The organism is Cylindrospermopsis raciborskii Cr2010 (assembly GCF_003367075.2).
Lineage (GTDB): Bacteria > Cyanobacteriota > Cyanobacteriia > Cyanobacteriales > Nostocaceae > Raphidiopsis > Raphidiopsis raciborskii.
On record NZ_CP065936.1, the window covers coordinates 1,069,006 to 1,086,662 of the forward strand.

Here is a 17,657-nt window from a genome sequence, read left to right on the forward strand (position 1 = left end):
CTAGGTAATCTCTTTCAAGCATCTAATTGCTTCTAATAAACCCCTAGCCTTATTTAAAGTTTCCTCATATTCTTTCTCTGGTTGGGAGTCCGCAACTAGTCCTGCACCCGCTTGAACGCTAACAGTCCCATCCTTTAGTACCATAGTTCTAATAGATATAGCAGTATTTAATTGTCCTTCAAAGTCATAATAGCCATATACTCCTGAATAGACTCCCCTGCGAGTTGGTTCTAACTGGTTAATGATTTGCATAGCCCGAATTTTTGGTGCTCCACTAACTGTCCCTGCGGGGAAACAGGCTTTTAATAAATCCCAAGCGGTTTTATCTTCCGCCAATTTACCTACCACATTACTAACTATGTGCATCACATGGGAATAACGTTCAACAATCATTAGTTCATCCACCTTAACCGTGCCATTTTGGCAAACCCTTCCTAAATCATTACGTCCCAGATCCACCAACATAATGTGTTCAGCAACTTCCTTGGGATCTGCTAATAAATCCGCTGCTAATTCCCCATCCTCCTTGGTGGTTTTACCCCTGGGTCTTGTTCCAGCAAGTGGTCTCACCGTGGCGATTATCCCCCCTTCCTCATCATCTCTGTCTGCTTTGACCATCACCTCTGGACTAGAACCAATGATCTGCCAATCGTCAAAGTTAAAAAATGCCATGTAAGGTGAAGGGTTAATTTGACGTAGGGAACGATATAACTCAAAGGGATTCCCCCGATATTCTGTCCCTAATCTTTGGGAAATTACTACTTGGAAGATATCCCCAGCTCTAATATGCTCCTTTGCTTTTTCCACACTGGCACAAAATTGCTCCCGGGTAAAATTGCTGCTGTACTCTTTAATATCCACCTTGGGTCTATTCTGTGGTGATTTCCAGGTTAATTGGGTGTTTTCCTTCGTTAAGGGTAAAGATAATTTCTCTACCATTTGTTTAATACAATTGCATGCTTTTTGGTAACTCTCTTCCACACCTTCCCTGACATCAGCGTAGGCGATCGCCCAAATTTTGCGTTTTACCTGGTCAAATATTAACAAATGGTCTACTTGCATCCACAGTCCATCAGGAATATAGCGATCATCCTGACTATGTATAGGTACTGTTGGTTCAATCCAATTAATAAGTTCATAACCCCAAAACCCGAATAAACCGCCAATTCCCGAAGGCAACTCCGGTAATTTCACTGGATGATAGGGTGCCAAACAGTCAGCCAAAACCCTAAAGGGGTCGCCCTGAAAAACCTGTCGTCTTCCATCTCGATAGATTTGAGTAGTTTGGTTTCCCCTTGCTTCCAAAATCCAAAGAGGGTCACAACCCAATAAACTATAACGTCCCACCTTTTCCCCACCTTCCACCGACTCCAGCAAAAAGCTATAGGGTTGACCTGCACAAACCTTGTACCAAGCGGAAACAGGGGTATCCAGATCAGCAACCCATTCCTGATAAACCGGGACAAAATTACCCTGTTGAGCTAATTCTATAAATTGCTGAAAATCGGGGAAAATCATAGGTTAAAGTTTTATATACTTATAAATTCAAATGGGTAACTAGTAAAGACTGTTACATTACCAATTACCCATTATCAACTAGCGCCAACAGATCCTAGGCGTCGTGGGTAGCTTTACCACTAAACTTAAGTGCTGCAGCACTGGGGTTCTCACCAATTCTGCGGGGTACATGGCGTACCATTTCCCGACCCTTATTTACCTTTTCTGGGAACACACCATCTGCGGGGTGAATCAGAGTAGTTTCCCCACTGGGAAGAATCCGGTAAACCTTGTAGTCGGTTATTTTGAACTTGCGGAGTTGGGCACCCAAAGCAATGCCATACTCTTTGCGGGCAATATAAAGCAAGTTCTCGCCTGTGCGCATAGTTGCTGCACCACCGGTGGGCATTTCAAAAACTTGCTCTTTGGGACTTGTCCAGGTAATAGCGTACTTTTCCTCTACTTCTGCTTTTTTAAGTAGTCCGCCAGTACTACCGCCAAATAGGGGGGTTTGTCCAGTTAGAGTTGCCATAGGATTAGGGTTTTCTCTCAACGTTTTTAGGGCATACTAGCACCCTAACTTATCCTATATTACGATTATTTCACACACTGTAACACTTTCTCAAATCTGAGGGGAGGAAAATTTGCAAATCTTTGTGATTGCCGTCATCCAGTAGCTGGGCAAAAAGAACTACCTGGGTGATGATATCCCAGTATTAACCTTGGACTGCTTTTTTTCTATCTTCCCCCGCACAATGGGAATAGTAAAGTGAAATTGGCTTCCCTTATCTTTACCCTCCGACTCAGCCCAAATTCTTCCCCCCCAAGCATTAACTATTTGACGACAAATCGCTAAACCCAATCCCGTTCCTCCAGTAGTTCGCCTTAAAGCTCCCTCCTCTTGATAAAACCGGTCAAATACTATTTCCAACGCATCCGGATCAATGCCTCGACCTGTATCACCTACAGTAACCAACACTTGGTCACTACGATTCTGTTTGGCTTTAATTGTAATCTTTCCCGAGGGGGAAGTGAATTTATAGGCATTATCTATCAATTTGGCTAATACTTCCACTAACCAGTCTCCATCCGCTTTCACCAGGGGTAAATTTATGGGAATCTCACTACTCACCTGGGGTGATTTTTCTTTGTTAGATCTTATACGCATGCGACTTAATGCTAAATCCACACACTCCTTGAGAATTAAAGACTCCGTATGCCATTCCACATTCCCACTTTCCAAATTAGAAAGGGTCAGGAAGTCTTGCACTAGTTTACGCATTCTCTCTGAGTCTGCAAGAGCTGTATTTAACATCACTTGCCGTAAGTCGGCGGGCATATCTGGCTCGGTGGCCAAACTTTCTAAACACACTTGAATCGTAGAAAGGGGAGTTCGCAACTCATGCCCAGTAATAGCAATTAGATTGCTGCGAGTTCGGTCTAAAGCCTCTAGTTGTTTATTTAGCTCTTCTAAGTTAGTAAATGATTCGGCTTGAATTAAAGCTGAACCCACTTGAGTTGCGATCGCCTTGACTAAATCCAGCTCTCCTGGTTGCCAATCGTAGGTAGGAAAATAACAATAGTGTAGTTCCACAATACCCAGCAATCTCCCCTGAAATAATACAGGTTCCATCAACCAAGAACGAATATTAAATTTGTCTGCTATGGAGGACAAGTAAGGAGAATCTTTAACTCGTGGATCCGTTGTCGCATCACCCACACATACTCCTTCCTGTTTATCCACAATTTCTTGAAATAGAGAGTGACGTTGTAAATCCCAGGTTTGTCCTAAAACCGATGATAAACCCTGATCCAAAAATTCATGTTCAATATTTGCCCTCACATCACCAGACTGAGCACGATAAATCAAACAACGACCCGCTGCTAAATGATCTCCCAATTCCTGCGCAGCAACTTGCAAAATTTGTTTTGGATCCAGGGAGCGCCTAATAGCCATACTAATAGAATTAACCAGTCTTTCCTTCCTAGCTTGAACAGTAAGAGAGCGGTAGGCCTTATGTAACTTATACTGACTGGCCTGTAAATAAGTTACTAATCGTCGGACAAAAGGATCCGTATCAATTTCCCTTCCCCCTATCTTCTTTCTCTGACTGGACTTTGTGAATTCTTTAATATTAAACCGTTTACGTACATCAACCACCTTGTCCTTCAAATCAGGACGATAGGCCACAATTCTGCTTAATAATAAATCCGCCGCTTTAATACTAACAGTCCTATCAGCTGTCCAAATACCCTCAAATCTTCTTGAGGTATCCATATCCAGGACAGAACTCGTCTCTGGTACTTGGTGACTTTTAACAACCGATTTAACACTTTCTCGACACACTAAACAGGTAGCATAATTATCTGCAATCACAACCAAATGCCACTCTTTACTTAGAGCATCCTCTGGTGCAAAAGCAACCTTTTCATAAGATCCTGAACTACTAGTAAACCCAGTTTCTAGTGCAGACAATACATATACTTGACTACTACGCTCAGCAAGACGCTCATAGCGATGAGCTTCCTGACGATAAAACCGTTCCCGCTGGAAACTGGCAATAATTAGTGGTTCACCCAAGGTAGTCCCCAAAATCTGGTCTTCCATCGCATGGGAAAGTGCGGTTAGTGAAGCCTTAAAATATAACTGGGGACGTAGGTGAGATAGTGACTGTAGCAAATCACTCAGCACGGAAGTCGAGATGCTCATGAATATTCTTAAACGTCCAATTTAGACCATGAGAAAGCACTTCCCCAGATCCTAATCCAAAAACTGATCAAGTAAGTTTGGTAACTGTTAAATCTTGACAAAACTCAAAAAATTCCCCTCCTCAATCCTAATTAATCAATAACTTAATCAATATTTAAAATAGACTTACTCTCGAGACAATGGTATCTTAACTTTCTACCAATAAGTTGTATTGGGAATACTAACTTAATTTTTCTTTACCCAAATTCCCAATATGGTAACACTCAAAGGTTTTGCTGTTCTTCCTGCTGATACGTTTGCTGCTGGTCCAAAATCCGGTGCTGCTGTCACCAATCCCACCAATGGACGTACTACGCCTTTTTCTGGTCAACCTGTACAAGGCTTTAGCGGGGTGCAATTTGCTCCTAACACCAGTGGGTCCCGATTTTGGTTTTTAGCGGACAATGGTTTTGGTGCTAAAAACAACAGTGCGGACTTCCTCCTGCGCATCTACCAACTAGACCCTAATTTTACTGGGGTTGAAAATGGTAATGCTAAGGTTGGGGTAGAGAACTTCATTCAACTTTCAGATCCTAACCGCCTGATTCCCTTTTCCATTGTGAATCAAAACACTCCTGAACGACAACTCACAGGAGCGGATTTTGACGTAGAATCCTTTGTTATTGATGCTAAAGGGGATATTTGGATAGGTGATGAGTTTGGTACTTACCTGCTACACTTTGACAGCAATGGAGTTTTATTGGATGCGCCCATTAGTACCCCCAATCTGGTCAAACTAAACACTCTCAACGGTCAAAAACCCATTGTTATTGGTCATAGAGGTGCTAGTGGTGAATTACCAGAACATACCATTGAAGCATATAGACTGGCAATTTTAAGAGGTGCTGACTTCATTGAACCAGATTTAGTCTCTACCAAAGATGGGGTCTTAATTGCTCGTCACGAACCCAATTTGATTAATACTACTGATGTAGCCAATCGTCCTGAATTTGCCAGTCGCAAGAAAAAGGTTGTGGTGGATGGAGTAGAAGAAGAAGGCTTCTTTGCTTCTGACTTTACCTTAGCGGAAATTAAAACTCTTAGAGCAGTTATGCCTCAGGGTTACCGTGACCAGGTGTTTAATGGGTTACTGGAAATCCCTACCCTGGGCGACATTATTGATTTAGTCAAGGAAGTAGAAGCACAAACGGGCAAGAAAATTGGTATTTACCCAGAAACTAAACATCCCACCTACCACGACAATCTGGGTTTATCTTTAGAAGAAAAACTAATTGACACCCTTAAAAGCAAGAGCTTTACTGATCCGGCACGCATTTTCATTCAATCATTTGAAGTTAGTAATCTTCAGGATTTGAATAATAACATCATGCCAGCAAGAGGTGTTAATATTCCCCTAGTGCAGCTAATTGATGCATATGATGTAGCTGATGATGGCACACTTATATACAAAGATGCTTACGCTCGTCCCTACGATTTTACTGTCAAGGGAGACACTCGTACCTATGGTGATCTCCTGACTCCAGCAGGTTTAGCGGAAATTGCCAAATACGCGGATGGCATTGGACCGTGGAAGCGCCAGATTATTTCTGTTAAAACCGTAGATAAGAACAATGATGGCAAACCAGACGATCTCAACAATGATGGGGTCATCAATGACAGTGACAAGGTAACCTTGCCACCTACCAGTGTGGTTAGCGATGCTCACAAAGTGGGACTGTTAGTTCATCCTTACACCTTCCGCAATGAAAGTCGCTTTTTGGCATCGGACTACAATAACAATCCGGAATTGGAATATCGTCAATTTATCAGTTTGGGTGTAGATGGTTACTTTACCGACTTCCCAGGAACAGGAGATTTGGTGAGAGACCAAATTACCACCAACCAAGTAAGATCCCCCCAAAATCCCACTGTTCTGTCCAAACCTAACTTTGATACTCTCAATGGTCAAAAACCTATTGTCATTGGTCACCGAGGTAGTAGCGGAGAGCGTCCAGAACATACCCTAGCTAGTTATAAATTGGCGATCGCCCAGGGTGCAGATTTCATTGAACCAGACTTGGTTGTCACCAAAGATAATGTTTTAATTGCCCGTCATGAACCGATGTTGGCGGTTGTGAACCTCAACACTGATGGTACAATTAAACTTGTGGGTGGTAAACCAGAAATCAATCTCACAGATACCAGCACAGACGTTCATCTACGTGATAAATTCCAAGATCGCCTCAAAGTCAAAAACTTAGATGGTCGCAACGTGGGTGGGTGGTTCGCAGAAGACTTTACCCTAGCAGAAATCAAAGAACTAAATGCTATTGAGCGTCTTCCTTCTCTCCGTAGTACCGCCTTTGATCAAGATGGGTTGAAGGTTCCCACTCTCAAAGAGGTAATTGACCTGGTGAAACAGGTAGAATTGGAAACTGGACGCAAGATTGGTATTTACCCAGAAACCAAACATCCTACATTCTTCCAGCAGCAAGGTTTTAACACCAGTCAATTATTGGTAAATACCCTCAAAACCCTGAACTTTACTGATGCTAGTCGTGTCTTCATTCAATCCTTTGAAGTTAGTAACCTCAAGGAATTGAAAAACACAATTATGCCTGGTGCGAGTGTTGATATCCCATTAGTGCAATTATTTGGTGGATCCGGTAGACCCTACGATTTTGTGGTCAATGGAGACAGTCGTACCTATAATGACCTTTCTACACCTACTGGGTTAAAAGAAATTGCTCAGTATGCAAAAGGCATAGGACCAAACAAACAGCGCATAGTTCCTATGACCACCGTAGACAATAATAAAGATGGTCAACCGGATGATTTAAATGGAGATGGTCAAATCAGTGATGCAGACCGCACCCTGGGCGCACCAACAACTCTCATTCAGGATGCCCACCAAGCGGGACTACTAGTTCATCTTTACACCCTAAGAAATGATGGGTTTTTCCTTTCTGCCGACTATAAGGGAGATCCGGGAGCAGAAGTACGTAAATTTGTGGATTTAGGCGTAGATGGTTTCTTTACTGATTTCCCCAAAACAGGAACATCCGTAATAGTTAACAACTATCTAGCGGGAACAGGTTACGCCAACCCCAACAATAACTTGAACTCACCCTATTTTGCCGACTCCCCAGTTTACTTCAATCCCAATCAACCTTACTATGGTGATTTAGTTACTGCTAATCTCAACCGCTCCCAGGGATTTGAAGGTATGGCTTTTAGTCCAGACCGTCAAACGGTCTATCCCATGTTGGAAGGTACGGTGGTAGGAGATCCTGCTGGTTCCGTCAGAATCTACAAATTTGATGTAGCAACAGAAACTTACACCGGTTTAGTAGGACGTTATCAACTAGCCAGTCCTAGCAATGCTATTGGCGATTTCACACCTATAAATGACAAAGAGTTCTTGGTAATTGAAAGGGACAATAATCAGGGCACTGGCGCAGCGTTTAAAAAGATATTCAAGGTGGATTTTAGTCAGGTCAATGCTCAAGGTTTTGTTCCCAAGGAAGAAGTAGCAAACTTACTGGATATCCAAGACCCCAATGATCTCAATAGTGATGGTAATAAAACCTATAACATGCCATTTCAAACCATTGAAGATGTGGTGGTATGGGATAATAAAACCATTATTGTGGCTAATGATAACAATTATCCTTTCTCCATTGGTCGTCCCCCCCTCATTGACAATAATGAAATCGTTGTGCTAGAGTTGGACAAGCCTCTCGCCCTGGATGCTCGTCTAGGTCTAGCTGCGACCATCGCTGAAAGCTCTCAATTGGTTTTTGGCACTCCCGGTGTTGATAATGTGTCTGTTACACAAGGAACCGATGGCATTAATGATATAATTTTCACTGGTGCTGGAGACGATAAAGTGGATACCCTGGGTGTCACCAACCCCTACGCAGGCAATAATACAGTACACTCAGGTAGCGGAAAAGATATTATAGACGTAAATAATGGCGATCGCATTTTTGGTGGTAGTGGGAATGATGAAATCTTCGCCACGGATGCCAAAGACTATCGCATTTCCGGTGGTGCTGGTAATGATGTATTTTATCTGGGTACTAATGGTCGCGCTTTAGGTGGCGATGGAGAGGATAAATTCTTTGTTACCGAGGGTGGAGGGAATTTAATTTCCGGTGGTGCTGGTGCAGACCAATTCTGGATCACTACCGGTGATATCCCTAGTGTTGACAACAAAAACGTTGCCAATACCATTGTGGACTTCCAGATAAGTACTGACGTTTTAGGTATTAGTGGTCAAGGAAGCAACTTTGGTTTTAATAATCTGACCCTAACCAATAGCGACATTATCATCAATGGGAATAAAGTAGCCACCTTAACCGGAATAAATACTAGCACACTCACTGCCAGTAACTTTGCTTTTGCCTAGGTTTTGGTTAGTTTAACTGAATAAGGGCTTACTCTAGGGTAAGCCTTTACTTGGTTTTAAATAGTTTCTAATCTTTGAAAAACATCTAACTATAACCTATAACTAAGCTAACTAAGCATCTTCCGAACTCTCAATTTTTTTGCCAGGGGAAGACTCATACAGCGCATCCAAATGCTGACGTGCATCCTCTATATTAATAGAACGCATTACTAAAAGTGGTTCCTTAATTAAATTACCCGAATCATCCAATAACTCCGGATGGGGTATGGACTTGGTTCCATAATAACCAAAACCACTTTGATTACCCCCCATTTTGGGAGGATAAGAACGGTCAAAACTGAACATAATCAGGTTTCTAATTAAATTACTGACAGCAATAAATGCTAAAGCCGTAAAAGCTACAATGTACAGTAGGTGTAACATCAACTTATCCTCCACTAAGATAACAAATTTTAAAGTTTTATATTGTATGTATTGAGCCAGAACGCCATAGACTATAGCTGAAACTGATTGCTGGATAGGCATTCTGGCTTACCTTCGCCCGGGTAGCTACGGCTATAATTCCTTAAACTTTTCTCACCTGTAATTGGCAAAAGTAAGAAAAGTAAAATAGTCTATGTGCTGATATTTTCAAAGGCATTAGCACTAACGTAGCATGGGACACATTATTTTTTTATGAAAACAATGTTAAGATTCTAAACCTGAAATTTTGGTGTTATTTTATTTGACGATAGCGCATCCCTACCCTCCAGCACTCACCTAAAAGTTGATGCCAAGGGGCTAAAGTTGCCATATCTAGTCCCACCTGTTTACCAGTAGCATTAAATAGCATTTTGGATGTATTTACCTCCAGTTGTGCTTGTTTAACTCGGTCAAGTAAATCGGACTGTTCCTCTTCAGTCATAAATGAGATTTTCTCATTTTCCAACAATTGCTGGGAGCGGGCAAACCAATATTCAAAATCCTCTAAAAGTGGTTCTAGGAGTGATTGTAGCAGTTGGGAGGCCGAAAGGTTAGATTCTGGCATATATGAAAAGTATATTTCTAAAGGTCATTCTTATATTAACTCTATTCATAAAACTTTACAATTTGTAAATTTTCTCAAAGAAAAAATAGAACAAGAGAGCTTCCCCCCAGCGGATATTTTGGTAAATTAGGAGAATCAACAGTTACGCCCAATAAGTGGGTGGGTGGAATTAAATATAAGACGAACGTAGGTTGGGTTGAAGCATGAAACCCAACGCCCGCATGGGTTAGGCTTAACCCATCCTACAAGTAATTGTGCCTCCCTACTTAGCTGTAAAGTATCTATTAAGATATTTCTTATCAAAACTAGTTCTGTCAACATTAATTTAAAAGCTACCAACAGCCGATGTCGTCAAATCAAGAAGCTCAAAATTTAGAAAAACCAGCGGAAAAAATTTATTTACCCAAGACTAGCGAATCAGAGATCTTAAAAAAAATTCGCCATACTGCTTCCCATATCATGGCCATGGCAGTACAAAAGCTGTTTCCTAGGGCGCAAGTGACCATAGGTCCCTGGATTGAGAATGGTTTTTACTATGACTTTGATAACCCAGAACCCTTTAGCGATAAAGATTTAAAAGCCATTCAAAAGGAAATGGTGAAGATTATTAACCGTAAATTACCTGTGATACGGGAAGAAGTCAGTCGAGAGGAAGCCAAAAAACGGATTGAAAAAATTCAGGAGCCATATAAATTAGAGATTTTGGCGGATATTAAACAAGAGCCAATCACTATTTATCACTTAGGAGATGAATGGTGGGATTTATGTGCAGGTCCCCATCTGGAAAACACTAAGGATATCAATCCCAAAGCTATTGAACTAGAAAGCGTTGCAGGTGCTTACTGGCGTGGTGATGAAACTAAAGCCCAATTGCAGCGTATTTATGCCACCGCATGGCAAACCCCCGAACAGCTAGGAGAATATAAACGTCGCAAAGAAGAAGCTTTAAGACGTGACCATCGTAAAATTGGTAAAGAATTGGGTTTATTTATTTTCTCTGACCCTGTAGGTCCAGGGTTACCCTTATGGACCCCCAAAGGTACCTTATTGAGAAGCATCTTAGAAGATTTCCTGAAAAAAGAACAGTTAAAAAGGGGTTATTTACCAGTGGTTACCCCCCATATTGCCAGGGTAGATTTATTTAAAACATCGGGACACTGGCAAAAATACAAAGAAGATATGTTTCCCATGATGGCGGAAAATGAAGAATCAAAAGCCCTAGATCAGGGTTTTGTCCTCAAGCCCATGAACTGCCCATTTCATATTCAAATATATAAAAGTGAACTGCGTTCTTACCGAGAATTACCCATGCGATTGGCAGAATTTGGCACAGTTTACCGTTATGAGCAGTCCGGTGAGTTAGGAGGTTTAACCCGAGTGCGAGGTTTTACCGTGGACGATTCCCATTTATTTGTCACACCAGAGCAATTAGATGAAGAGTTTTTAAACGTTGTGGATTTAATCTTGACCGTATTTAGAATGTTACAACTGAAAAATTTTAAAGCGAGATTGAGTTTTAGAGATCCGACCAGTGATAAATACATTGGTGGGGACGAAGTTTGGGATAAAGCAGAGGGAGCAATTCGTCGTGCGGTGCAGCAGTTGGGAATGGATCACTTTGAGGGTATAGGGGAAGCAGCTTTTTATGGTCCAAAACTGGACTTTATCTTCAGCGATGTTTTAGAAAGAGAATGGCAATTGGGAACAGTACAGGTGGACTACAATCTACCGGAAAGGTTTGACCTAGAATATGTAGCAGAGGATGGGTCACGAAAACGCCCAGTTATGATTCACCGAGCTCCCTTTGGTTCCCTAGAAAGACTGATTGGCATTTTAATTGAGGAATATGCAGGGGATTTTCCTCTCTGGTTAGCACCAATACAAATTCGACTCCTACCAGTTGGTGAACAACAAATTGAGTTCACCAAAGAAGTAGCTGGGAAAATGACAGAGCTGGGAATTAGAGCCCAAGCAGACCTAAGTGGCGATCGCCTGGCCAAATTAATCCGCAATGGGGAGAAAGATAAAATACCCGTGATGGCGGTAGTAGGTGCTAAAGAGGTGGAAAGTAATTCTTTGAGTATTCGCACCCGTGCATCTGGTGAACTGGGGGTAATACCCGTCGAAAAAGTTGTGGAGAAAATGCAGGATTCCATAATCAACTATAGCAACTTTTAGGACGGGGGTTGTAAAGGTTCTACTACCTGAGATTTGCCAAGGCGTAAATACTGGGAGAACTTTGGGAGATAACAGTATAAGATTGACGAATATGGGCATTGACAGCCACGGTTTTAGCATCATACATTTGCATAAATACCTTGGGATATAAACCAATGCCAATAATTAATACCAGGAAACAACCTGCTATAAACACTTCCCTAGGTTTGGCATCACTGTAAATTGACTGATTAGGTAAAAGACAATCAGTACCAAAACAGGCGGTTCCTTCGTCTTCCTGATTCTCCACTCCCGCACTAGTGATATCGCATGTCAAAGCTGCATCTTTACCATAAAATACCTGACGTAACATGGAAAGCAGATAAATCGGTGTAAGAATAACACCCACAGCTGCGAGGAAAACTGTCACTGTACAGAAAGTGGATGTATAAACATCACTAGTGGTTACACCCACAAATACGGAAAGCTCTCCCACAAAACCACTCATTCCCGGTAAAGCTAGAGAAGCCATCGCACCCATGGTAAACAATGCAAATACTACGGGCATAGCTTGACCAACACCGCCCATATCCTTCATTACCATGGTATGAGTACGATCATAAGTAACACCAGCTAAAAAGAAGAGAACGGAGGCAATTAATCCATGGGATAGCATTTGTAGCATTGCTCCATTCATACCCAAATCGGTAAAGGAAGCCAAACCGAGGAGGACAAAACCCATGTGAGAAATGGATGAGAAAGCCAAACGTCGTTTCATATTCGTTTGGGCAAAGGAGTTTAATGCACCATAGATAATATTCACCACGCCCAGGACTGCTATTACTGGTGCAAAATAAATGTGAGCATCCGGTAATAATTCCATGTTAAGGCGAATTAATCCATAACCACCCATTTTGAGCAGCACTCCTGCCAAAATCATTGACACAGGAGAAGATGCTTCACCATGTGCATCTGGTAACCAGGTATGTAGGGGGAAAATTGCTAACTTGACTCCAAAAGCAATAAACAGTCCTGCATACAGCAGTAATTGTAGGGTAAGAGGGTAGTTTTTGGTAGCTAGGTCGCTAACATCAAAACTGAGATTATCTCCACCGTATAAACCCATGGCCAGAGCAGCTATGAGGATAAATATGGAAGCAGCTGCGGTGTATATGATAAACTTTGTAGCAGCGTAACGTCTTCTTTGACCACCCCAAATAGAAACTAATAGATATACGGGAATTAGTTCCACTTCCCACATGATGAAGAATAACAACAAGTCCTTAGCAACAAATACTCCTATTTGTGCTGCATATAACACCAACATCAAGGAGTAAAATAGGCGTGGTCTACGGTCTACTTGCCAAGCAGAAAACATAGAAAGGGTGGTCACAAACCCCGCCAACAGTACCAAAGGTGCAGAAATACCATCTACTGCTACTGCCCATTTGAGTCCCAGTATGGGCATCCAATTATAACTCTCTACTAGTTGAAAACCTGTATTAAGTGAATTGTAGTGTGTCCAGAAGGCATAACAAATTAATGCAAAATCAGTAATAGCTACACCTAACGCATACCAGCGAACCGTTTTACCGTCCTTATCTGGTATTAGGGGTATCAAGCAAGCTGCTAGTAGGGGGAAGACGATAATCGTCGTCAACCAAGGAAAATTATCCACCATCATGTCAATAGGGAAAAATACTCATTTGTTTGATGATGACATTGTACAAAATTTTGTAACAATGTTTTAACTATTTCCAATAATTTTTTGCGATACCTATCCATAGAAAAATATTACTATCTACTAATCTTATAAGAAAGTTTTAATCTGTTAAACCTAATTGTTGTTCCATTTTTGGTCTTAACCACTTACCAAATTTAGCATAAAGAGCCGGAATTACGAGTAGAGTTAAAGCGGTAGAGGTAAATAAACCACCTAAAACTACAATGGTTAAAGGTTGTAAAATTTCACTACCCGCACCCGATGCGATCGCAAGGGGAAACATCCCTAAAAAAGAAAATAAAGCAATCATTAAAGTTAAAGATACGGGAATTGGCATTGATCCTTTTTATCGAATTAATAGCGATCGCTCATAAACATCAAGCAATTTTAAAATTCGAAAATCAATTACAACGGGGAAGTATTTTTATATTAGAGATGTCCATGTTGAACTTTGATGGTGGATTTATATGCTCTTAACAACTTTCGCTGTTTGGTAAATCCATGTCCCGAGATCTGGTTCAAAAGTGACTCTTGAAGTCGAAAAAAATATGCTACCATACCACCATAATGGGAGAATAGTAGTCCCGACTCGTTGGGTAATAGTTCAAAGTTTTCCGTTGTGTCTCCATGTCCATAATTTCTCATGTTATTGTTAAAGTCCCAGCTACCACTGCCAACCTAGGCCCTGGTTTTGACTGTATTGGTGCGGCACTGCAATTGTACAATGAATTTAAGTTTACCTTAGGTGATTCCAAGTTGTGTATTAAGGTTCACGGTAAGGAAGCAGAAAAGGTTCAAACTGATAGCAGTAATTTAATTTATCAAGCATTTGTTAAGCTGTATGAGCGTATAAATAAAACACCCCCAGGCGTGGAAATTGAGATTAATTTAGGTATTCCCCTAGCCAGGGGTTTAGGTAGTTCGGCCACGGCCATAGTGGGGGGACTAGTGGGGGGTAACATTCTAGCTGATTCACCCCTATCCCCAGAGGAAGTAATCAAATTAGCCATTGAAATGGAGGGTCACCCGGATAACGTTGTTCCTGCCTTTTTGGGGGGATGTCAGCTAGCAGCTACTAGCAGCAGAGGTTGGGAAATTTGTCCAGTGCATTGGCATCCTGAGATTATACCAGTAGTAGCCATCCCCGATTTTGAATTATCAACATCCCAAGCCCGCAAAGTTTTGCCGATAGAAATTAGTCGTGACGATGCAATTTTTAATACTTCCCATTTTGGTTTGTTGTTGCAGGCCCTAGCTAGCAATCAGAAAGAATGGTTACAAGCTGCCTTAAAAGACAAATTGCATCAACCCTACCGTCAATCTCTAATTCCCGGTTATGATGATGTGGAAAGTGCTGTGATAGAAGCTGGTGCTTATGGTATGGTAATTAGTGGAGCAGGTCCAACCTTATTAGCTCTAACAGACAGCGCGCACTCCCCTAAAGTAGTTCAAGCCATGACCCATGCTTGGGCAAAAGTGGGGATAACATGCACAGTGTTACCCCTTCCTATTGATATTAATGGCATAAGCTTTGACTTCTCCCCGCTCTCCCCCACACAAAGACAAAAAAGATGATCTTACCTATCAATACCATTATGAGTTAGGATGATAAGTTAGCATTTCTTTGATGAAATATCGCTATTAAATTGTTGAAATTTTATGGACAAAAGTCCACCAGATAGCAGTAGTATCCTCTCCTAAGTTGGCGAGATTGTCTCCCGCTGTAGGGGGGGACATAAGGAGGTGAATCGTGCTAACACAAGATGTTCGCAACGCTTTGGATGTTGCTGACCTAAATAAACTCAAATATGATTTGAATAGTCTGCAACCTGTAGACGTAGGAGAGTATATTTCAGAATTGCCAGAACAACAAAGGGCGATCGCTTTTAGGTTGTTGAATAAAAATCAGGCCATTGATGTTTTTGAGTACTTACCTACGGATGTGCAGGAGGAATTGATTAATTCCTTACATGATGTTCAGGTGGTACATCTGGTAGAAGAAATGAGTCCTGATGAGAGGGCGTATTTATTTGATGAATTACCTGCAGGGGTGGTTAAAAGACTATTACAACAACTTAGTCCAGAACAAAGACAAGCAACTGCGACAATTCTGGGATATCCCGAAGGTACTGCAGGTAGGGTAATGACCACAGAGTATGTGCGTTTGCGTCAAGGGTTAACAGTGGGGGAAGCATTAAGTAAAATTCGTCTTCAAGATGAGGATAAGGAAACTATTTACTATGCTTATGTGACTGATGACAACCGTAAGTTAGTGAGCGTGGTTTCCTTGCGTCAATTGTTATTTACCTTTCCAGAAGTTTTCATCAGGGATATTGCTAGTTCTCAGGTAGTAAAAGTAACTACTGAAACTTCCCAAGAAGAAGTGGCGCGGATCATGCAGCGTTATGATTTAATAGCCATACCTGTGGTAGATCGGGAGGATAGATTAGTAGGAATTATTACTATTGATGATGTGGTTGATATTTTACAAGAGGAGGCCACGGAGGATATTCAAAAATTGGCAGCGGTAAGTGGCGATGAAGAGGCTTTATCCCCACCCCATTTGACCATTCGCAAACGCTTACCCTGGTTATTAGGTATCATGGCATTGTATATTGGTGCAGCTAGTGCGATCGCTCCCTTTCAGCGGGTAATTGCAGCGGTTCCGGTTTTAGCGGTGATTATGCCCATATTTTCTAATACTGGGGGGACTGTGGGTATTCAGGCTTTAACTGTGACCATTCGGGGTTTAGGTGTAGGGGAGGTGACCACAAAGGATGCTGGGAAAATTTTGCGGAAGGAACTAATAGCGGGTTTGGGAACCGCTTTAGCCTTAGGTTCAACCATGATTCTACTTTCTTTGATTTGGGCAAAACCCGATGAAAAGTGGGTAGCTTTAATTGCTGGTGTGGTAATGGCCACCAACACCATGGTTGCTGTGAGTTTGGGGACTTTATTACCTATGGGATTACAAAGGCTAAAATTAGATCCAGCTTTAATGAGTGGTCCACTGGTGACAACTATGTTGGATACTATTGGTTTTTTAACCTTCTTGAGCATGATTTCCCTTGCTTTGAAAGTATTTAATTTAAGCTATTAGGCAGTATCATTTTCAGTTTAACATGTCAACGCCCGCAAGTAATTGGAATCGTCATCATATTCTTTCTCTAGCTGATTTTACTGTAAATGAATATAATGCTGTTTTACAAACAGCAGCTTCATTTAAAGAAGTGTTATCACGGCGAACTAAAAAAGTCCCAACTTTACAAGGACAAGTGGTAGCCAATCTCTTTTTTGAACCTTCCACCCGCACCAGAAGTAGTTTTGAAATAGCTGCTAAAAGGCTAAGTGCAGATACTCTAAATTTCTCTAGTTCTAGTTCCTCTATGACCAAGGGAGAAACAATTTTAGATACGGCTAAAACCTATTTAGCCATGGGTACAGATATTATGGTAATTCGCCATAAAGAAGCAGGAGTACCACAGGCGATCGCCCGGGAAATGGATCGTTTAGGTGTAAAAGTTAGTGTATTAAATGCTGGTGATGGACAACATGAACATCCCTCCCAAGGACTATTAGATTTATTCACCATTTGTAGTTTAATTGATCCAGAACAACCCAAAATTGCATCTTTAGCAGGTAAAAAGATTGCTATTGTAGGTGACATTTTACACTCACGGGTTGCCCGGTCTAATATTTGGAGTTTGACCACCAGTGGTGCCCAAGTACATCTAGCAGCACCACCCACCTTATTACCCAAATACTTTAGTGAATATGTAGGATCACGGGAAAATTCCCAGAATTTATTCATCCATTGGCAATTAGATCCAGCTTTAGAGGATGCTGACTTTGTCATGACTTTGAGGTTGCAAAAAGAGAGGATGACTGGTAACCTGTTGCCCAGTTTAAGAGAGTATCATCAACTATTTGGCATTACCAGGCAAAGATTAAAAGCTTGTAAATCTCAAGTAAAAGTACTACATCCAGGTCCAGTGAATAGGGGTGTGGAAATCAGTTCAGATTTAATGGACGATCCAAAATTCAGCCTAATTCAAGATCAGGTGACCAGTGGTGTAGCTGTGCGCATGGCACTATTGTATTTTATCGGTGGTGCGAAAGGGTAGAAATAGTAGTACCCCAAATACAAAAATGG

At 41.5% G+C, this 17,657-nt stretch carries 12 protein-coding genes and 1 pseudogene; 5 read left to right on the forward strand and 8 right to left on the reverse strand.

What is annotated here, in order from left to right:
* The 3 genes from trpE to C6N34_RS04900 all read right to left on the reverse strand — a co-directional run bounded on the left by trpE (nucleotide 1) and on the right by C6N34_RS04900 (nucleotide 4,207).
* Nucleotides 1-1,518: an anthranilate synthase component I gene (trpE, locus tag C6N34_RS04890; RefSeq protein WP_057177302.1), complete on the reverse strand. Its 1,518-nt coding sequence runs from the start codon at nucleotides 1,516-1,518 to the stop codon at nucleotides 1-3.
* Between the two features lie 94 nt (nucleotides 1,519-1,612).
* A complete protein-coding gene (locus C6N34_RS04895) occupies nucleotides 1,613-2,029 on the reverse strand; it encodes a photosystem I reaction center subunit II PsaD (protein ID WP_006275750.1) in 417 nt (138 codons plus the stop codon).
* Between the two features lie 159 nt (nucleotides 2,030-2,188).
* Nucleotides 2,189-4,207, reverse strand: a complete 2,019-nt coding sequence (locus C6N34_RS04900; protein ID WP_115538329.1) for a DICT sensory domain-containing protein — start codon at nucleotides 4,205-4,207, stop codon at nucleotides 2,189-2,191.
* A 244-nt stretch (nucleotides 4,208-4,451) separates the two neighbouring features.
* Here C6N34_RS04900 and C6N34_RS04905 point away from each other — a divergent pair, with 244 nt between their 5' ends.
* Complete coding sequence (locus C6N34_RS04905) at nucleotides 4,452-8,597, forward strand: glycerophosphodiester phosphodiesterase family protein (RefSeq protein WP_236107506.1); 4,146 nt, start codon at nucleotides 4,452-4,454, stop codon at nucleotides 8,595-8,597.
* A gap of 111 nt (nucleotides 8,598-8,708) precedes the next feature.
* On the opposite strand, the gene C6N34_RS04910 is transcribed toward C6N34_RS04905, so the two are convergent.
* Together C6N34_RS04910 and C6N34_RS04915 are read right to left on the reverse strand one after the other, a co-directional pair.
* Nucleotides 8,709-9,020: a DUF2973 domain-containing protein gene (locus tag C6N34_RS04910; protein ID WP_057177324.1), complete on the reverse strand. Its 312-nt coding sequence runs from the start codon at nucleotides 9,018-9,020 to the stop codon at nucleotides 8,709-8,711.
* A 292-nt stretch (nucleotides 9,021-9,312) separates the two neighbouring features.
* Nucleotides 9,313-9,624: a DUF2605 domain-containing protein gene (locus C6N34_RS04915; RefSeq protein ID WP_057177305.1), complete on the reverse strand. Its 312-nt coding sequence runs from the start codon at nucleotides 9,622-9,624 to the stop codon at nucleotides 9,313-9,315.
* A gap of 345 nt (nucleotides 9,625-9,969) precedes the next feature.
* On the opposite strand from C6N34_RS04915, the gene thrS reads away from it, so the two are divergent.
* Nucleotides 9,970-11,802: a threonine--tRNA ligase gene (thrS, locus tag C6N34_RS04920; protein WP_057177306.1), complete on the forward strand. Its 1,833-nt coding sequence runs from the start codon at nucleotides 9,970-9,972 to the stop codon at nucleotides 11,800-11,802.
* 22 nt (nucleotides 11,803-11,824) lie between these two features.
* Here thrS and C6N34_RS04925 read toward each other — a convergent pair whose 3' ends face one another.
* The 3 genes and pseudogenes from C6N34_RS04925 to C6N34_RS04935 all read right to left on the reverse strand — a co-directional run bounded on the left by C6N34_RS04925 (nucleotide 11,825) and on the right by C6N34_RS04935 (nucleotide 14,149).
* A complete protein-coding gene (locus tag C6N34_RS04925; protein ID WP_115538331.1) occupies nucleotides 11,825-13,465 on the reverse strand; it encodes an NAD(P)H-quinone oxidoreductase subunit 4 in 1,641 nt (546 codons plus the stop codon).
* 139 nt (nucleotides 13,466-13,604) lie between these two features.
* Nucleotides 13,605-13,850: pseudogene (locus tag C6N34_RS04930) on the reverse strand (efflux RND transporter permease subunit); the annotation flags it as partial.
* Nucleotides 13,851-13,933: 83 nt separating this feature from the next.
* Nucleotides 13,934-14,149, reverse strand: a complete 216-nt coding sequence (locus C6N34_RS04935) for a hypothetical protein (protein WP_141303545.1) — start codon at nucleotides 14,147-14,149, stop codon at nucleotides 13,934-13,936.
* Between C6N34_RS04935 and thrB the strand changes: the two genes are divergently transcribed.
* The 3 genes from thrB to C6N34_RS04950 all read left to right on the forward strand — a co-directional run bounded on the left by thrB (nucleotide 14,132) and on the right by C6N34_RS04950 (nucleotide 17,628).
* Nucleotides 14,132-15,079 (forward strand): homoserine kinase, encoded by a 948-nt coding sequence (gene thrB, locus C6N34_RS04940; protein ID WP_115538332.1) that lies wholly within the window; start codon nucleotides 14,132-14,134, stop codon nucleotides 15,077-15,079. The genes C6N34_RS04935 and thrB overlap by 18 nt on opposite strands.
* A gap of 175 nt (nucleotides 15,080-15,254) precedes the next feature.
* Nucleotides 15,255-16,604, forward strand: coding sequence for a magnesium transporter (mgtE, locus tag C6N34_RS04945; RefSeq protein ID WP_057177310.1), 1,350 nt, complete (start codon nucleotides 15,255-15,257; stop codon nucleotides 16,602-16,604).
* Nucleotides 16,605-16,626: 22 nt separating this feature from the next.
* The gene (locus C6N34_RS04950) at nucleotides 16,627-17,628 is read left to right on the forward strand and encodes an aspartate carbamoyltransferase catalytic subunit (RefSeq protein WP_057177311.1); all 1,002 of its coding nucleotides are present in this window, start codon (nucleotides 16,627-16,629) and stop codon (nucleotides 17,626-17,628) included.
* Nucleotides 17,629-17,657 lie beyond the last annotated feature (29 nt).